At 36.3% G+C, this 17,176-nt stretch carries 19 protein-coding genes and 1 pseudogene; 15 read left to right on the top strand and 5 right to left on the bottom strand.

Going from position 1 to position 17,176, the window contains the following annotated elements:
• The first annotated feature begins 380 nt into the window (after window positions 1-380).
• From IQ226_RS12525 to IQ226_RS12500, 7 genes are all read left to right on the top strand, one after another.
• Window positions 381-671, top strand: a complete 291-nt coding sequence (locus IQ226_RS12525; RefSeq protein WP_193895819.1) for a nucleotidyltransferase family protein — start codon at window positions 381-383, stop codon at window positions 669-671.
• Window positions 661-888, top strand: coding sequence for a DUF86 domain-containing protein (locus IQ226_RS12520; RefSeq protein ID WP_370567131.1), 228 nt, complete (start codon window positions 661-663; stop codon window positions 886-888). The genes IQ226_RS12525 and IQ226_RS12520 overlap by 11 nt, the downstream gene beginning before the upstream one ends.
• Window positions 885-1,013 (top strand): HepT-like ribonuclease domain-containing protein, encoded by a 129-nt coding sequence (locus IQ226_RS25935; protein ID WP_370567130.1) that lies wholly within the window; start codon window positions 885-887, stop codon window positions 1,011-1,013. The genes IQ226_RS12520 and IQ226_RS25935 overlap by 4 nt, the downstream gene beginning before the upstream one ends.
• 55 nt (window positions 1,014-1,068) lie before the next feature.
• Window positions 1,069-1,809, top strand: a complete 741-nt coding sequence (locus IQ226_RS12515) for a phycocyanobilin:ferredoxin oxidoreductase (RefSeq protein WP_193895816.1) — start codon at window positions 1,069-1,071, stop codon at window positions 1,807-1,809.
• A 621-nt stretch (window positions 1,810-2,430) separates the two neighbouring features.
• On the top strand, window positions 2,431-3,849 hold the full coding sequence (locus IQ226_RS12510; RefSeq protein ID WP_193895814.1) for an HlyD family efflux transporter periplasmic adaptor subunit: 1,419 nt from the start codon (window positions 2,431-2,433) through the stop codon (window positions 3,847-3,849).
• A 69-nt stretch (window positions 3,850-3,918) separates the two neighbouring features.
• The gene (devC, locus tag IQ226_RS12505) at window positions 3,919-5,073 is read left to right on the top strand and encodes an ABC transporter permease DevC (RefSeq protein WP_193895812.1); all 1,155 of its coding nucleotides are present in this window, start codon (window positions 3,919-3,921) and stop codon (window positions 5,071-5,073) included.
• A 144-nt stretch (window positions 5,074-5,217) separates the two neighbouring features.
• Window positions 5,218-5,934 carry a DevA family ABC transporter ATP-binding protein gene (locus IQ226_RS12500; protein ID WP_193895810.1) on the top strand — a complete coding sequence of 239 codons (717 nt, stop codon included), beginning with the start codon at window positions 5,218-5,220 and terminating at the stop codon, window positions 5,932-5,934.
• A gap of 240 nt (window positions 5,935-6,174) precedes the next feature.
• On the opposite strand, the gene IQ226_RS12495 is transcribed toward IQ226_RS12500, so the two are convergent.
• Window positions 6,175-6,963, bottom strand: coding sequence for a hypothetical protein (locus IQ226_RS12495; RefSeq protein WP_193895808.1), 789 nt, complete (start codon window positions 6,961-6,963; stop codon window positions 6,175-6,177).
• A gap of 105 nt (window positions 6,964-7,068) precedes the next feature.
• Between IQ226_RS12495 and IQ226_RS12490 the strand changes: the two are divergent.
• The 3 genes and pseudogenes from IQ226_RS12490 to IQ226_RS12480 all read left to right on the top strand — a co-directional run bounded on the left by IQ226_RS12490 (window position 7,069) and on the right by IQ226_RS12480 (window position 8,999).
• A pseudogene (locus tag IQ226_RS12490) lies at window positions 7,069-7,888 on the top strand (HAD-IIB family hydrolase).
• A 490-nt stretch (window positions 7,889-8,378) separates the two neighbouring features.
• Window positions 8,379-8,717, top strand: coding sequence for a Mo-dependent nitrogenase C-terminal domain-containing protein (locus IQ226_RS12485; protein WP_193895806.1), 339 nt, complete (start codon window positions 8,379-8,381; stop codon window positions 8,715-8,717).
• 9 nt (window positions 8,718-8,726) lie between these two features.
• Window positions 8,727-8,999 (top strand): cupin domain-containing protein, encoded by a 273-nt coding sequence (locus IQ226_RS12480; protein WP_027400915.1) that lies wholly within the window; start codon window positions 8,727-8,729, stop codon window positions 8,997-8,999.
• A gap of 62 nt (window positions 9,000-9,061) precedes the next feature.
• On the opposite strand, the gene IQ226_RS12475 is transcribed toward IQ226_RS12480, so the two are convergent.
• The 4 genes from IQ226_RS12475 to IQ226_RS12460 form a co-directional block, all read right to left on the bottom strand.
• Window positions 9,062-9,649 (bottom strand): Uma2 family endonuclease, encoded by a 588-nt coding sequence (locus IQ226_RS12475; RefSeq protein WP_193895804.1) that lies wholly within the window; start codon window positions 9,647-9,649, stop codon window positions 9,062-9,064.
• Window positions 9,650-9,785: 136 nt separating this feature from the next.
• On the bottom strand, window positions 9,786-10,217 hold the full coding sequence (locus tag IQ226_RS12470) for an NUDIX hydrolase (protein ID WP_193895802.1): 432 nt from the start codon (window positions 10,215-10,217) through the stop codon (window positions 9,786-9,788).
• A gap of 8 nt (window positions 10,218-10,225) precedes the next feature.
• A complete protein-coding gene (locus tag IQ226_RS12465; RefSeq protein ID WP_193895800.1) occupies window positions 10,226-10,678 on the bottom strand; it encodes a DUF3531 family protein in 453 nt (150 codons plus the stop codon).
• A 77-nt stretch (window positions 10,679-10,755) separates the two neighbouring features.
• Window positions 10,756-11,697 (bottom strand): Sll0314/Alr1548 family TPR repeat-containing protein, encoded by a 942-nt coding sequence (locus IQ226_RS12460; RefSeq protein WP_193895798.1) that lies wholly within the window; start codon window positions 11,695-11,697, stop codon window positions 10,756-10,758.
• 120 nt (window positions 11,698-11,817) lie between these two features.
• Between IQ226_RS12460 and IQ226_RS12455 the strand changes: the two genes are divergently transcribed.
• The 5 genes from IQ226_RS12455 to IQ226_RS12435 all read left to right on the top strand — a co-directional run bounded on the left by IQ226_RS12455 (window position 11,818) and on the right by IQ226_RS12435 (window position 16,808).
• Entirely contained in the window at window positions 11,818-12,477 is a 660-nt protein-coding gene (locus IQ226_RS12455; RefSeq protein WP_193895796.1) for an ABC transporter ATP-binding protein, read from the top strand.
• 122 nt (window positions 12,478-12,599) lie between these two features.
• Complete coding sequence (gene rsmG, locus IQ226_RS12450; protein ID WP_228039398.1) at window positions 12,600-13,355, top strand: 16S rRNA (guanine(527)-N(7))-methyltransferase RsmG; 756 nt, start codon at window positions 12,600-12,602, stop codon at window positions 13,353-13,355.
• Between the two features lie 146 nt (window positions 13,356-13,501).
• Window positions 13,502-14,500, top strand: coding sequence for a bifunctional riboflavin kinase/FAD synthetase (locus IQ226_RS12445; RefSeq protein ID WP_193895794.1), 999 nt, complete (start codon window positions 13,502-13,504; stop codon window positions 14,498-14,500).
• A gap of 278 nt (window positions 14,501-14,778) precedes the next feature.
• A complete protein-coding gene (locus IQ226_RS12440; RefSeq protein WP_193895791.1) occupies window positions 14,779-16,221 on the top strand; it encodes an AAA family ATPase in 1,443 nt (480 codons plus the stop codon).
• Window positions 16,218-16,808 (top strand): hypothetical protein, encoded by a 591-nt coding sequence (locus IQ226_RS12435; protein ID WP_193895789.1) that lies wholly within the window; start codon window positions 16,218-16,220, stop codon window positions 16,806-16,808. The genes IQ226_RS12440 and IQ226_RS12435 overlap by 4 nt, the downstream gene beginning before the upstream one ends.
• Window positions 16,809-17,176 lie beyond the last annotated feature (368 nt).

Genomic DNA, 17,176 nt, shown 5'->3' with positions numbered 1-17,176 from the left:
GTTGCTAAACCACCGACACAAGGAGAGGAAAGTCAAAAAACAGCTTTTTGGAAATGGTTTTACTTTTAACAATACCTTGGTCAAAAAAAGAGTATGAAGAGAGGGCTGATGTAGTAGAGTTATAATCTTCCAAAAAAACAACTCAAATTTTTGTCATGTCTAATTTTAATATTCAATTATTTATATCAGTAGATTTTGCCTGAATAGCTCTTGATATTTAACTAAATTTCTCAAATATATACTTAGGAAATTTCCTTTTTTCATCTTTGCTGTTTATGTATCAAATAAACTGCCTTTGTTTTACTCTTTATGAATGATTTTTTTCGCTTGTGAGAAATCCGGGTACTATCTTAATATAGATTGGTTTAGGAAAATAAAGCATGAAACGAGATGAGGTACTGGCAACTTTAGCTGCACATAGAGAAAAGTTGCAGGAACTGGGAGTAAAATCCCTTAATTTGTTTGGTTCAGTGGTGCGGGATGAAGCTAGTTCAGATAGCGATGTAGACTTTTTAGTGGAGTTTAATCGTTCGGGTGGGTTGTTTCAACTTTTGCAAGTGCAGTATTATTTAGAAGATATTCTGGGATGTTCTGTTGATTTGGGAACGGAGGATGCTTTGAGAGAACATTTGCGAAAACCTGTATTAAAGGATGTCATTCGTGCCTTCTAGAGATTGGCGGTTTCGTATTCAAGATATTGTCTTATCTATCAATGAAATTGAGCAAAGGACAAAGGGTGTAAGGTTTGAGGAATTTACAAAAAATCAAACGCTTGTCAAAGCTGTTCTCTATGATTTCGTCGTGATTGGAGAAGCTACTAGAAATGTTCCTAATGATATTCAGTTACGCTATCCTCTTATACCTTGGCGGTTAATGGGAGGGATGTGAAATGTTGTACTCACGAATATTTTCAAGTTGATTTGAGTAGAGTCTGGGAAACAATTCAAAATGATTTATCCTCATTATTGCCACAACTACAAGAGGTGCTAGAAAGAGAAATATCAGGAGAATAGTTGATCTGGTACAAATAATTGTAAACTAGGAAATAAATTGTATTTCCTAAATAAGATGTCTTCTATTCCTTCTCTTCGTGAACAACAACATCCCCTGATTCATCAACTAGCTGATTGTATTGAAGCGGTTTGGCATAAACACCTAGACTTATCACCATACCATTTACCTGCGGAATTGGGATATGTAGAAGGTAAATTAGAAGGGGAAAAACTGATTATTGAAAATCGTTGTTATCACAGTCCCCAGTTTCGCAAAATGCACTTGGAACTAGCCAGGGTGGGGAATATGTTAGATATTCTCCACTGTGTGATGTTTCCTCGTCCTGAATATGATCTGCCCCTATTTGGTTGTGATTTAGTCGGAGGTAGAGGTCAAATTAGTGCTGCTATTGCTGATCTTTCGCCAGTAAACTTAGATCGGATTTTACCAGATGGTTATAATTCCCAACTTAGTAAATTAACCACATCTAACTTTTCTCAACCTCGTGATTTACCAGAATGGGGCAATATTTTTTCCGATTTTTGTCTGTTTATTCGTCCTAGTTCCCCGGAAGAAGAAACAAGTTTTTTGTCTCACGTAGAATCATTTTTAGAGATTCATTGTACCCAAGCGATCGCCTCTAGTCCAGTTGCACCGGAAAAAGTGGCTCAAATTGTTGCTGGACAACATAATTATTGTACCAAACAACAACAAAATGATAAAACCCGTAGAGTTTTAGAAAAGGCTTTTGGTGTAGATTGGGCAGAAAATTATATGACTAAAGTTTTATTTGACTTGCCAGATTTACCAGAATAATCTGAGAAAATATTACCAGAAGTGTCAGCAATTAAAAATTGCTATTACTTGATTTGCAGAGTCAGATCCCCGACTTCTTAGAGAAGTTGGGGATCTTATAGTTCATAATTAAAAATTGCTATTACTATATCTGTAAAATGCGTTACGTTTTCCCTCAACTGATAAATGTAGAATTTGTATGAAGTCATCATTACTGATACTTTTAGGAGGGAAAACTAACGTTAATCACGAAGATTCCTAGTTATCTGGTTTTGGCTGATAATTAGTAATTATTAATTGTTAAAATTCTTACCTATTTGCTCTTGTAAACTTTAACTTTTGAAGTTTCGCAAATCTTCTAAAAAATGAAATGTCAAATCTCAACTACTAATGATTTATTAAATCTACCAATTGTATACCAGGTTGCTTTGAGACAGAAATTTTCATGTCAAGATAATACACCTGAATAATCACAAAGTGTAGTTTATGCAAGGTTGATTATACCCAACCATAATTATAAACTTGCCAAAACAAAAGCCCAAAAAGGTGTAAGTCTTGCATAAAGTTTGCTGTGGATTTTAATTACAGCTAATTTACTTTTTTAGTTTCATCACCATAATTCAGATAAATAGGTTAAATATCATGTCAAGGGTGAATGAAAAATCAAAATCCCCAGAAAAGGCACTTGAGCAGCCGAAAATTTGGTTAAGTATTGCCGTAGCTTTACCCGTTGCTATAGCTGCTGGGTTCTTAGCTACAGCGAGAATGGAACAATTAAAAAAACTAACTTCTGCTGTATCTGTAGCCCCAGTTCCTAATAGTATTACTGCCATAGGACGCTTAGAACCAAGAGGAGAAGTAATTAAACTTTCTGCACCAGCGGGTTTATCCGGCAGTTCACGAGTCCAGCAACTTTTAGTCAGAGAAGGACAACGAGTACAGCAAGGACAGGTTGTGGCAATTTTAGATAGCCGCGACACCAGTATGGCAGTAGTAGAAGAAGCCAAAGCTAAATTGCAAGAATCCCGTGCCAATTTAGCCCAAGTTAGTGCTGGTCCACCCAGAGATGCTCAAGCTCAAAGATTCATTATTTCTCGGTTACAAGCCCAATTAGCGGGGGAAAAAGAGGCTCAACAGGCGACAATTAGCCGAATTGCTGCCCAGTTAAGTGGTGAGAAGGTTGCCCAACAAGCCACAGTCAACCGTTTGGAAGCGGAACTAATGGGACAAAGAAATTCCTTGAAAGCTAATATGGAGCGGATTCGAGCCGAACAACGAAATGCTCAGGTAGATTATGGGCGCTATGAATTTTTATATGGACAAGGTGCTATTTCTCAGCAAGAACGCGATCGCCGCCGCTTAAGTGCGTTAACTACAAATCAGCAGTTAATCGAAAGTCAAGCTAGTTTAAAACGGGCAATAGATACCATTCAACAGCAAGTTTCCGAAGCTAGAGCTAATCAAATTAAAACCCTAGCCACTTTACAACAGCAGTTAATTGAAGCCACAGCCAACCGTAACAAAACTGTCTCCACTTTACAAAGGCAAATAGACGAAGAAAGAGAAAGACTGAGCAGAATATTAGTAGTTAGTCCGCTCAATGTCCAAGTAGCCCAAGCACAAGTTACTAATGCCATTGCTTTAATGAGAAAAGCTCAAGTTGAACTTCAGCAAAGCTATGTTAAAGCACCTAGTTCTGGTGAAATATTAAAAGTTCATACCAAATCCGGGGAAATCATGGGAGCAAATGGAATTGCGGAAATCGGACAAACAGATCAGATGTTCGTAGTTGCAGAAGTTCCTGAAGATAGTATTAATAAAGTCCGTTTGGGTCAAACTGCTACTATCTCTAGTGACAACGGCGCATTTGACGGTCAACTAAAAGGCTCAATCACATCAATTGGTAGAAAAATCGGCAAAAAAGATGTCTTAAATAATGATCCAGCCGCAGATATTGATGCCAGAGTTGTAGAAGTGAAAATTGCCCTATCTCCAGAATTTACCAAGCAAGTTTCTGGTTTAACTAACGCTAAAGTCACCGTAGAAATTAATGAGAATTAACCTCATATTTCTATGCCAAATATTCATGTTCAACTACTTAATTAGTATTCAGATCAAAAGATTTAGAAAATGGCAGTAAAAATACCTTTATCTTGGCTACAACTGACAAGAGAAAAAACTCGCCTAGCGGTAGCTTTGTCAGGTATTGCCTTTGCTGATATTTTAATGTTCATGCAGCTAGGTTTCCGAGATGCACTCTATTACAGTAACGTTAGAATGCACAGTAGTCTAGTTGGCGATGTGGTTTTAATTAACAGTCAATCTAATGCTGTTTTGGCTATGAAAACCTTTTCCCAACGGCGTTTATATAAGGCGTTAGATTTGCCCACAGTGCAATCAGTACATCCTATATATTTAGACTATACAAGCTGGAGAAATCCTGTTACAGGTCGTCCTCGCAGTATCTTAATTTTTGGTATGAATCCAGAGGTTAATCTTTTTGATTTACCCGGAGTCGAGGAAAATTTAAATAAACTCAAACTACCTGATGTGGTTTTATATGACCGTTCTTCTCGGGTAGAGTATGGTCCGATCGCTGATAGTTTTAATGCCGGAAAAGTTGTCACAGCAGAAGTACGCAGAAGAAAAGTTCAGGTGGGTGGATTATTTACATTAGGGGCATCTTTTGGTGCAGATGGAAATTTGATTACCAGTGATGTTAACTTTTTGCGGATTTTTAATAACCGTCAGCGGGGATTGATTGATATTGGTATTATTAAGTTAAAACCTGGGGCTGATCCCATAGTGGTAGCTCAAGAATTGCGCAGTTATCTACCTACAGATATTAATGTTTTAACTAAGGAAGAATTTATTGAATTTGAGAGGAATTATTGGGCAAGTAGTACGGCTATTGGCTTTATTTTTACCTTGGGAACAATTATGGGTTTTATTGTGGGAACTGTAATTGTTTATCAGATTTTGTATACAGAAGTCAATGATCATTTATCTGAATATGCTACGCTCAAAGCTATAGGTTACACTCAAAATTATTTACTAACTGTGATTCTTCAAGAGGCTTTTTTATTAGCAGTTGTTGGTTATTTACCTGGATTTGCTTGCGCTTTGGTTCTTTATAATGTTGCTAGAGATGCTACACTTTTACCCATATTTATGAGTTATAATCGCGCCATTATGGTAATCATGTTAACTATTCTAATGTGTTTTATTTCGGGGATGATTGCTATTCGGAAATTAAGCTCTGCCGACCCAGCGGATATTTTTTAGATTAGTCATTGGTCATTGGGAAAAACAATATTTTATTCTTCTTTCTTCTTTCTTCTTTCTTCTTTCTTCTTTCTCCTGACTCCTGACTCCTGAATGGGCGCAGGCCCTGCGCCCCTACCTCCTGAACTCCTACACTCCCCTATTATGATCAACAAAGAACCTGTAATATCTATTAAAAATATCAATCACTACTACGGTAAAGGATCGCTAAGAAAACAAATTTTATTTGATATTAATTTGGAAATATATGCCGGAGAAATTGTGATTATGACTGGACCATCTGGTTCAGGGAAAACGACTTTATTAAGTTTGATTGGTGGGTTAAGGTCGGTACAAGAGGGAAGTTTAAAATTTTTAGGTGATGAATTGTGTGGTGCTAGTCAAAACAAACTGGTACAGATGAGACGGAAGATAGGTTATATTTTCCAAGCTCATAATTTATTGGGTTTTTTAACGGCTCGGCAAAATGTGCAAATGGCTGTGGAATTAAATAATAGTATTTCCCAATCAACGGCTATTTCTCAATCAGAGGAGATGCTGGCATCTGTAGGGTTACAAGAACGGGTTAACTACTATCCAGATAATTTATCTGGTGGACAAAAACAAAGAATAGCGATCGCTCGCGCCTTAGTCAATCATCCTCCCCTAGTCTTAGCCGATGAACCAACAGCCGCATTAGACAAACAATCAGGACGTGATGTAGTAGAAATCATGCAGCGTCTAGCCAAAGAACAGGGAACCGCCATCCTATTAGTAACTCACGACAACCGGATCTTAGATATTGCCGATCGCATTGTGGAAATGGAAGATGGTCTCCTCACTCGTGACGCTCAAAATGTTACTTCTGGGCATAACTCCTAATTTGGATGATCCGTCTTCTTAAATAAACCTTATATCTTGCTCACCAAAAGTTTTTCTCAGTTTTGAATTTTTCGGTATTTGTTAGTAATTTAAAGTGGTGATTATTTCTGAATATAGCAGTATGCACTTGAATGAGATACAGAATCTACAATAAAAGCCTTATGGTAAGAGACTCTTAACTCCTGACTTCTGACTCCTGACTCCTGCTATAGCATCTACAGGATGTTACCCTACTAACTACTATTGTCTCGTCGGAGGAGTTTGACGGCTAGTTCTAAATGTCACATTTACCCCCTCATTTGACTGTTCTAGTACCAGTAACGGAGTCGGTTTAGCCTTTTGATCCCAGTGTATATAAACAATCCGACCTTGAATAGTAGGTTGCCAAGTATCGTCATCTTCTCTGGGACTAAGGTATGTTTCTATACAATCAATAATTTGACTAATGGTAGAAGAAGTAGCTTGAGTTGGTAACTTCATTAACCGAATTTGCGCTCGAAACAGCACCCGCTTGACAATGTTGGGTGCTACACCAGTTTCATACTCGATATCAAACGTTTCATCTACTTGCCTACCTGTACTACTAGAAATCCCCACAGACCCTATATTAGCTTGGTTAGGACGCAGTGATAAAGAGATCTTATCTTTAACTTTGACTTTAATTTGATTCACTAGAGCAAAATGGAATACTTCCTCTGACATTCGCATCCGCAGATAATCTAGGTTAAATTCTCGTGAGTGAACTAAATCTGGATTCGTTTCCATTTTGCGAATAGTTTCCAAAGCCAACTTCAACTTTTTCTCTAATTCTCGCGTGCGGAATTGTTCAAATTTGAGTTTTTTCTCACCCCTTTGCACTATGATTCTGGCATAGACAATGACAGCAACCAGAACTAAGACCATTCCTCCACCCGCAAACAGCAGCAATGGTAGAGGTAGACTGTGAGACTTCTGGATAACAGGTAAGACTTTACTCGTTTGTGTCGTCTTAGATCCAGAAGATTGAGCCAGAAAAATCGTACTAACCATAATTGACAACCTGAAATTATTAACTCCCGATGTTTATAATGCCCAAATCTTACTGAGTAGTTCGCCGTAGTATAAATATTTTCTAGCTTTTCTTGGTAATATCATATGTACAAACCTATTAGTGACTTGGATCAGCATCTTATCAATATACAGCAGTTGTCTGATATAACATCCGCGCATTCATATCATATTCACCTATTGGCAACAGATATGGATGGAACAATCACTAAACATGGCAAATTTACGCCTCAATTACTAAATACTTTAGAGCAGTTATCCGCAGCTAAAATTCCGGTCTTAATTGTTACTGGAAGATCCGCTGGATGGGTAAGCGCTATCAGTAGTTTAATGCCTATAGCTGGTGCGATAGCTGAAAATGGTGGTTTATTTTATCCATCAGACAATTCTGATCCAGTTACACTCACCCATATTCCTGACCTAGTTAACCATCGTCAAGATTTAGCCGAGGCTTTTGTTAACTTACAAACTTATTTTCCACAAATTCAAGAATCCGCTGATAATTTATTTCGAGTCACAGACTGGACTTTTGATCTTACCTCACTGACAACCGAGGAACTACAAAAAATAGGTAATCTTTGTCAACAGATGGGTTGGGGATTTACTTACAGCAACGTTCAGTGTCATATTCAACCCCCAGGACAAAATAAAGCTGCCGGTTTATTAAAAGTTCTACGTCAATATTTTCCTACCTACTTACTTCCCCGAACAGGTGATCACTGTTGGTGACAGTCCCAATGATGAAAGTTTATTTAACCAGCGTTATTTTCCTATTTCCGTAGGTGTAGCAAATATACGCGGTTATGAAAATCAGTTACAACATAAGCCTACTTATATAACTACAGCATCCGAAGGAGAAGGTTTCTGCGAGTTCTGTAGTTATATTTTACAAAACTGTCAGCGGTAGGGGGAGTCACCGAGTCAGGAGTTCAGGGGAAAGAAGAAAGAAGAAGAAAATTCCCTGTTCCCTGTTCCCTATTCCCTGCGAGAAAGTAACCTCCACAACTTTTTTCTCGATCTTCTATCACCTAAAATTAATGTCATCATCTCCTCATGATTATGCAGTTCAGCTAGAGGAGAAAGCTAGATACATCAGTCTTTCCAGCAATTCTCCCTGGAATTACTGTGCCGTTTTATTACCATTCATAGAGATTATATATATAAAATTAATATATTCAATATCAGGAATCTATAAGCTAAGGCTATACCATTTTTATATTTTCTTTGTTATTTTGTATTCAACTGAACAGTTCTTCCACACAAAGCCAGTTTAAATAAAAATTAGTTCAACTACTTTACCGTTCTTTAAGTTCAGTGAAAATTTCCCAGACAATTTGTTGTGCAAATTGCCACATTGGCAAAATTTTATCAATCTCATCTACATAGGACTTACCATCATGCTAAAAACAAATAGTCAACCAATGGTTATCTCTAGTTTTGTCAACCCTATCAAAGAAACCCATTCAGTTAAAAATAAGTTTGATTTATTGCAAAAAATCCGTCAATGGTTGGACGAAATTGAAATTGATAATCGTCGAGTTGCTAGATTAATTGCTAAATTAATTCCTGCCCAATGTCCCTTTGAGCGTGATATCGTGGTTTTTGGTCGAAAAATCGCCCATATTCCACCTTTATGCAAATTCAACCCCCTCTATGATCAGTTTGTCGGCTTGCGTTTTCGTGCATTATGTTATTTAGTAGATAAGTGTGGAGAAGACATCCAATCTTATTGTTAAATACAACTCATGGAAATTAAAGTCGTACATCAACCAAATCTTGCACATCTTAATGAGTTAGATGTATTCAACTGGCCAATTTGGGAAAAGGAAATATCTAAATTTTCTTGGACTTACGATGATCAAGAAACTTGCTACTTTTTAGCAGGTAATGTTGTTGTCACTCCTGATGGAGGACAAGCGGTACAAATGGGTAAGGGAGACCTAGTAACTTTTCCCGCTGGGATGTCTTGTACATGGGAAATTACCAGGGACGTAAAAAAACATTATTGCTTTGATTAGTATTTCTGCAATCTCAATAACTAATATCTGAAGAGATGGATTGGATATTATTGAGAGGTTGGCTAGGAAATTATTGATCCTAAAATATCATCTACAACTAAATTAACTTCGGGGAATGCTTGAATTGACATTTTTTCTCCTCGACTGAGTTTTTGAATGTCGCTATAACCATTTTGGCTAGGGTAGCGATAAACAATAATCACTTGTTCATAAATATCAACTAACCAAACTTCAGTAATACCACTACTAGCATAGAGAGGAATTTTCACGTCTCTATCATATTCCAGACTGCTATCTGCAACTTCAATTAAGAGAAATACATCCTGGGGTTGAGGGTGTCCAGATTCATAAAAATCTGCACGAGGTTTCAGTAGTGCGATATCTGGTTGGGGTTCAGATAAGTTATTTAGGGTAATCGGATTTTGTACAGCAATTATGACTTTTTTACCCAGTAATTGCGAAAAAACTGAATTTAAACGATTTACACAAGCTGTGTGTCTTCTACCAATTGGTGACATTTCTAGAATTTCTCCATTAATTAGTTCTACTTTATCATTTTCTGAAAAAATACCGGCTTCGCTCATTTGATGGTATTGAGAAACATTGAGACGAAAGGTGTTAAGGCGTGGTTTTGCTAATTGTAGATTCATAATTAACTTCCTGTATTTACCTTTAGTTTTAATATAGCAATCTTGAGTGATTAAGATCCCCGACTTCTTAACTTAATTGATTATTTACTGACAGGATAGAAAAATAATTCGGGGATCTAGGTTCGGGGATCTAAGTTTATAGATAATCAAAAAAGACTTCGGGAACTAATCGTAATTCACCAGATTTAAACCGAGAAATATCTACCCACAATGCGCGATGTTGACGTTCTGGTGTTTCTGCAAAAGTTAAACTTTCGATTTGATAAAACTGGGAATCAGCAAAGTCGCATTCATAGAGTTGAATGATTTCATGTCCTTGTCTACCGTTAAAAGTAAATAAGTTTTCGATACAACTTAAATAGCGAATATTTGTTAATTCGGCTTGAATTTCTTCTTGAAATTCTCTAGCTAAGGCGATGCGGCTAGTTTCGCCAAATTCTACGCCACCTCCTAAAGCCCGATAGAATGTTGATTGTTTTTTAGGATCGAATCCTTCAGAAACAAAGATTCTATTACCATCTCGAATGAGTGCTAAAACAATCACCCGAATTTGACCTTCTTTATTCATAACTACAATTAATTATCGTAAATGGAAGAGGGACGACTTTCACTATCTTCTATAGACCAATCTGGATTTTCGCCACCAATGTATAGTTCTTCAATGGTGACGTATTCTTGAGTTAGTTGAGTGAGGGCGTTGATGAGAATATCTAAGGCGATCGCATCACTTGTACCTAAATCAAACCAGCAACGCCCCCATTCTCCTTCGTATTCAAATTCACCCATGTTGTGCATCAAAGCTAGTAAGCTTTTATCATAGCCTTTTGCATCATAGTCCATGTAGCTGATATCAAATCCTGCGTCTTGGATTTGCAGATTTTCCGCATTAAATCCCCCTAATTTACCTAGATAAAACCAGGAATTGAAGACTTCTTCTACATATTGTTTTTCCCGTTGGGAGGGAACATTGCTGAACTTAAACCAAATCCAAACATCAAAAGGATTAAACTCGCGGAATTCAACTTGCATTTTTGTAATTGGTAATGGGTAATGGGTAACTGGTAATTGGTAATGGGTAATTGGTAACTGGTAATTATTCCTATTGCCTATTGCCTCTTGCCTATTCTTTGACTACTAACAGCCTGATTGCGTTCATGTTCAATTTGTTTGACTAAATTAGTAGGAAGTTGGGATTTTTTGGCTAATGCTTTATCAAAATGAGTTATTGCTTCCTTAATTAAATCCTGACTTTTTTCCACTTTCCCCTTTTCATGGAGAATTTGGGCTTTGAGATAGTAAATTTCTGGGTTGTCAGCAGTTGTTTTTAAGGCGCGGTTGACATAATCTAAAGCTTGGGAGTATTGTTTTAAATCTCGATAGGCTAAAGCAATACCTCTATTTACCAAATAATTAGGAGCAGCATTTTTTTCCAATCTTTCAATTACTTGATCTGGACTAGTAAAAGGTAAATTCACAGCTAACATTAAATCCATATAGCCGCGAATTAAGTTTAACTCTGGATCATTAGCAGAAATATCTTCGGCTCTGTCAAGATAGGTATAGACTTTCCGCAACCGACTCAAAGCTTGGGGGACACCATTTACAGTTCCTTCTCGATTTAAAATTACTGCACCTGTCAAAAAATGACCGACAGCAGTATATAAGTTACCACGTAATGGATCACTGGCGATTAAATTTTGTCCAGTTTCTAGGGTTTTGCTGCTGTATTTTTCTAAACTAGCGCTATCTTGATTTTGATATGCTAAAGAAGCCTGAATGGCGTAAATTAGAGGTTCATTGGGTTCGCTAGAGGCGGCTTTTTGTAAAGCATCTTTGGCTAGGGAGTAATTTCCTTGTTGAAAAATAGCATTAAAAGCGGCTTCTGTGCGATCGCCAATTTTACGCGATTCTTGGCCGCGAAAGGGATCACCCGCAAAGGAAGGATTTACCAAGATATGGAAAATGATAGAAGTCGCCACAGTTACTTTTAAAAAAGTAGGCGATCGCCAGAATATCCTTAATTGAGCAATTAAAAACTGTTTAAACATAATAGCCTTCCCGAATAATTACGGTTGAAATTGTTGTATCTATTACCTAAAATGCCAAAATAGTGAATTTAAATTAGTCTATTTCCGCCAAAAATTTTCATAACTCGGTAATTTACACAAATGCTCTATCTTAGAAATCTAACTTATCACCCCACAGCCTGTCCAAAAGCCATCCTCCAAGCTATAAATTTAGAATTACCACCCCAGAAACTAGGTTTAATAATTGGTCCTAGCGGTTCGGGTAAAAGCACCTTATTAGAAATTTTATCTGGATTGGCTGATCCTAGCGCTGGTGGGGTTTTTTGGCGAGAACAGGGACTCATAGCCGAACAATTACAACAATTAGCAGGTTTAGTATTTCAATTTCCAGAACGCCATTTCTGCGGGGGGACAATTTTAGAAGAATTACGCTTAGGACATCCTGAACTGGGAACAGAACAGGTTAAACAAGCATTAACTGAAGTTGGATTAGATCATTTATCCTTATCTGCATCACCTCACGCTTTAAGCGGTGGACAACAGCGACGTTTGGCTTTAGCGGTACAGTTAATTCGTCAACCTAATTTATTATTATTAGATGAGCCTACAGCGGGTTTAGATTGGTCAATGCGTCGCCAACTGATCAATTTACTAGCCAAACTCAAAAAAGATTGGACATTGTTAGTTGTAACACACGATGCAGGTGATATGTTACCAATAGCTGATTATTGTTGGACATTAGATCATGGGGTTTTAAGATCAGGAGTCAGGAGTCAGGGAGAAGAGGTAAAATCTGCTTGAGACTAAATTAATTTTAAGAGTAATTGAACGCAGATGAACGCAGATGAACACAGATAAAGAGGGATGAATTCATACCCTTAATCAGTAACGCCAAAATAGCTTAAAAAAATTAATTTTCACCAATGGATTTAGAATCTTTAGCGATCGCTAATTTGCCAGAAATGGCGGAAATATGGCAAAAAACTCTGAATTGGCAACCAACAACTGATCAAGCACAGCAATTTCAACAGCTTTATCAATTAATTATTGCTGGAAATCGTCAACTGAATTTAACTCGCATTACTGAACCTGATGAATTTTGGGAAAAACATCTTTGGGATTCTTTACGGGGAATTGCACCTAAACAGGTATTTATTCCTGGGATTGAACAGGGTAAGCGGATAATTGATATTGGTACGGGTGCGGGGTTTCCTGGTATCCCCATTTCTCTAATTTTTCCTAATTCTCAAGTTACACTTTTGGATTCTACGGGTAAGAAAATTACTTTTATTGAGACAGTTTTATCAGCACTAGCTGTGAATAATGCTAAAACTTTACTGGGTAGAGTGGAAGAAATTGGTCAACAAATTCAACACAGACAACAGTATGATCTAGCTGTAATCCGGGCTGTGAGTAATGTTTCGGCTTGTGCGGAATATTCCTTACCTTTGGTGAGAAAAGGCGGTTTGGCGGTAATTTATCGCGGTACTTGGACTCAAGCAGAAAATGAAAGTTTAGAAGCTGCTGTTGAGCAATTAGGTGGAGTCATTGAATTAATTGAGGAATTTTCCACTCCCTTGAGTAATAGTATTCGTCATTGTCTTTATTTGCGAAAAGTAGCCAGCACACCAATTAGTTTTCCCCGTGGGGTTGGTATACCTAACCAAAAACCAATTTAATCAACGGATTTCTCGATTTTAGATTAGATTGGTGATTAGATATCTAACAGCGCGAGAGCGTCAACATCGTTATCAATGGCTGAACCCAAGGTTCAACAGTAGCTAAACGCTGATAGCGAAAACAAACCTAAAATCCCAAAATCCAAGTGTTAAATTTGTCTCAAAATGGGTGTTCTGTATGGGTTGCTTCTTCAACAGAAGAACTGCTGACACCGACTGCTGTGGCTCTTGGCAAATTTGATGGTGTTCATCTTGGTCATCAAAGAGTGATTCAGCCAGTATTGCAGTCAGCATGGAGTCAAGAAAATTCAGTCCGCCCCTACTCAACCGTTGTTACATTTGATCCCCATCCCCAAGAGTTTTTTACTGGACTTCCCCGTGATTTGTTAACACCACTAGATGAAAAAGTTGCACAATTGCGATCGCTTGGGGTAGAACAATTGGTATTATTACCCTTCGATAGAGAACTATCTGCCCTTTCTCCCGAAGAATTTGTAGATAAAATCCTGGTTCAACAACTGCAATGTCAACAAATTAGCGTCGGACAAGACTTTTGTTTCGGCAAAAAGCGCGTGGGTACTGCTCAAGATTTGCAAGCGATCGCCGCGAAATACAACATACCCGTAACAATAGTTCCTATAAAAACTGATACAGATATTTTGCCAGCAACAGATGATGCTCGCATCAGTACCTCATTAATCCGCGAAAGTTTGGAAGCAGGTGATATTCCCAAAGCAAATCGGCTTTTGGGAAGACCTTATACTCTCACAGGTGAAGTAGTAACAGGTCAAAAATTAGGGAGAACTATTGGTTTTCCTACCGCCAACATTCAACTACCAAAAGACAAATTTTTACCCCGTCATGGTGTTTACGCTATTGAGGCAATTATCCATAAGGAAACTCCAGATAAATCTCCCACTCAGCAATTTGGAGTCATGAATATCGGCAACCGTCCCACAGTTAATGGTATAGATACCTGTGTAGAAGTACATTTATTCAATTGGTATGGTGATTTATACGGGAAAATTTTGGAGATACAGCTAGTAAAATTTTTGCGTCCTGAACAGAAATTTCCTTCCTTAGAAGCGCTGAAAAACCAAATTCAACTTGATTGTACAGCAGCTAAAGCAATTTTTAGTTGTTAATATTGGGGGAATTTTCAATGGTAATCTCAACATTACAGTGATTTTTAGGTAAATAAACCACATTTTAAAGTCTCACGCCAAGGCGCAAAGTCGCAAAGGAAGAAAGTAATATAAAAACAAGAGTGTGGTACAAGTAAATTAAAATTGCTGTAATGAGAAAGGTAAGAAGCGCATCTACACAGGAAACACTACTTCTGTAATATGAAATATTATGGGAGGTATAACTTCCCAAAAAGTATTTCTATTATTGTCTAATCATAAAAAAATCACATTTACCTATGCAAAAAATAATCATCGAAAATTTTGGTCCAATTCAATATGCAGAAATTGAAGTCAAGAAAATATTAGTTTTGATTGGTGAACAAGCTAGTGGTAAAAGCACTATTGCTAAATTGATTTATTTTTTTAAATCACTAAGGGATGATTTATTTAGCCAAATATATCAGGATACGCAGAAGGATTATTTTGATATTACTTCTGATCTTATATTTCCAATAAGAGAAAAGTTTTATGATTTTTTTGGTTCTACATTGCACTTACCTAATTTTGAAATAAAATTTTATTATAGTGCAGAGAATGACAAATATCTAAAATTAAGTCTTAATGATAAGAAAAGACTAGATTCTCGATTTAGTGATAATTTATTAAATGAGAATTTTAGAACTTCCGCAACTGCAATTAAAAAACTTTTTCAGCAGAGTTTAAATACAAATGATATTTATGAACAATTGACTTATGAGCAAAATAAAATTAAATACGCTCAAAGGCTTTCTAAACTATTGAATGAATCATTTCAAATGTATCATGAAGATTCATTATTTGTAATCGCTGGTAGGAATGCAACAGTAAGTTATTCTGACTTATTTGAAAAATTATTGTTTGCAGATGTTAGCAGTCGTTTAGAGAAAAATAGCAAGAAGAAATTTGCAGGTAAGCAACAAACAATAGATGAAACATTAATGCTAAAATTTATGGAAAAAGTTGATATAATTAAAGGTAAATTTAAAAAAATTGGCAATGGTAATTTTGAAGGGGTAATTGAAAGTTATGAAGATGATGAAAATCTCAAACAAAAATTATATGATATCAAAAAACGAATAGATGAAATACTCAAAGGTGAATACAGAATTGATAATTGGGGAGAGAAAATAGTATTTAACAAGGAAACAGAAGAATATGTTAAGCTTTCTAATACTTCATCAGGACAACAAGAATCTATAAGAATTTTACAAGATATCTTTCTAAATATTCTTGATAATACAAAAGTATTAAGAATTTTGGAAGAACCAGAAGCTCATTTATTCCCTATTGCTCAAAAGCAATTGATTGAGTTATTAGCTTTAATGATAAATCAAAATGATGATAACCAACTAATTATAACCACCCATAGTCCCTATGTTCTCACAGTTTTTAATAATTTACTCTTCGCGAATAGAGTAGTTGAAAAAAATCCGTCAACAGAATCAGAAGTAGCACAAATAATTCCCCAAGATTCTTGGTTAAGTGCTAAAGATTTTTCTGCTTATTCTTTGGGAAATCAATCCGTTGGTGATAGCTTGCGTGGCGACGTAGGAGCAATGGATAGTAATTATTGTGAACCTATCTTTAATCAAGAAAAAGGTACTATTCAACAAAATTATTTAGATACAGTTTCCGAAATTTTGGGTGGTGATTTTCAAGCTTTGTATAGTATTCACGCTAAAACTTTCAAAAGAAAATGAGCAAATTTGAGGATATTAAAGAACTTCTATCAACTGCTTTTGATAATTTTTCCGATGTTCTAGAAATTGAAATGAGATCAGAATTTTCAATCATAGACTATCAAGGACAGTCTTTTATTATTATCAATATAAATTCAGATGATGACACATTTACTATTAAACTAAATGGTGTTGACACGGTTGAAAATGGTTTTGATATCACTAAATTATTTAATGTAATCAATGCTAAAATGGTTGGTTTTATTCCTATTGACGGCAAAAAAGGACTTTTAGGATTTGGTGATTCCCATTGCGATTTTGTATTTTTTGATGAAAATGATTTTTGTTTTGTAGAGTTCAAATTAAATGCAACGAGTTTAAGAAAAGTAGATGCAAACCGCGATAAAGCTATTAAACAATTAACTAATACTATTGATTTATTTGATAAGAAATTAAATGGAAATTACGCGGATTTAAATTTAGAAGCTTATGTTTGTACTCCTGAATTTTACCCAAGATTTAATTCAAGCTGGATAGCATTTGCGAAAGATTTTTTAGAAGAGTATGGTTTTGAACTTTTTGAAATAAACAATAAAATCTGTGATTGAATAATATATTTAAAAGTAAACCCATTTCCAAAAAGCTGTTTTCTGACTTTTTTCTCCTTGCGTTGGTGGTTTAGCAACTTAAGAAATTTTGTAACCGTTCACAGAGGGTGAGAATTTATTAAAAAACCTGAAAGCTTTGTCTGTTGGGTTTTTCAGGCAACTTGACATATTAACGAATGGTTCTTAAATTGGCTGGAAAACGATTTGCAAACCGATATAGAGATTTTGCGAATTTCAAATGACCTAAAAAAATCAAATCTATAACGTTTTTCATGCTGTTTTCGTGGAATCTCATATAGAGCGTTTTTTGTACCCCCCGTGAACGGTTACGAAATTTTTAATTCTCATGGTTGATTAGCCAACATTCC

This window comes from Dolichospermum sp. LEGE 00240 (genome assembly GCF_015207875.1).
Classification (GTDB): Bacteria; Cyanobacteriota; Cyanobacteriia; order Cyanobacteriales; family Nostocaceae; genus Dolichospermum; species Dolichospermum gracile.
Note: the sequence above shows the minus strand (reverse complement) of the source record. Positions and strands in the feature narration are given on the sequence as shown.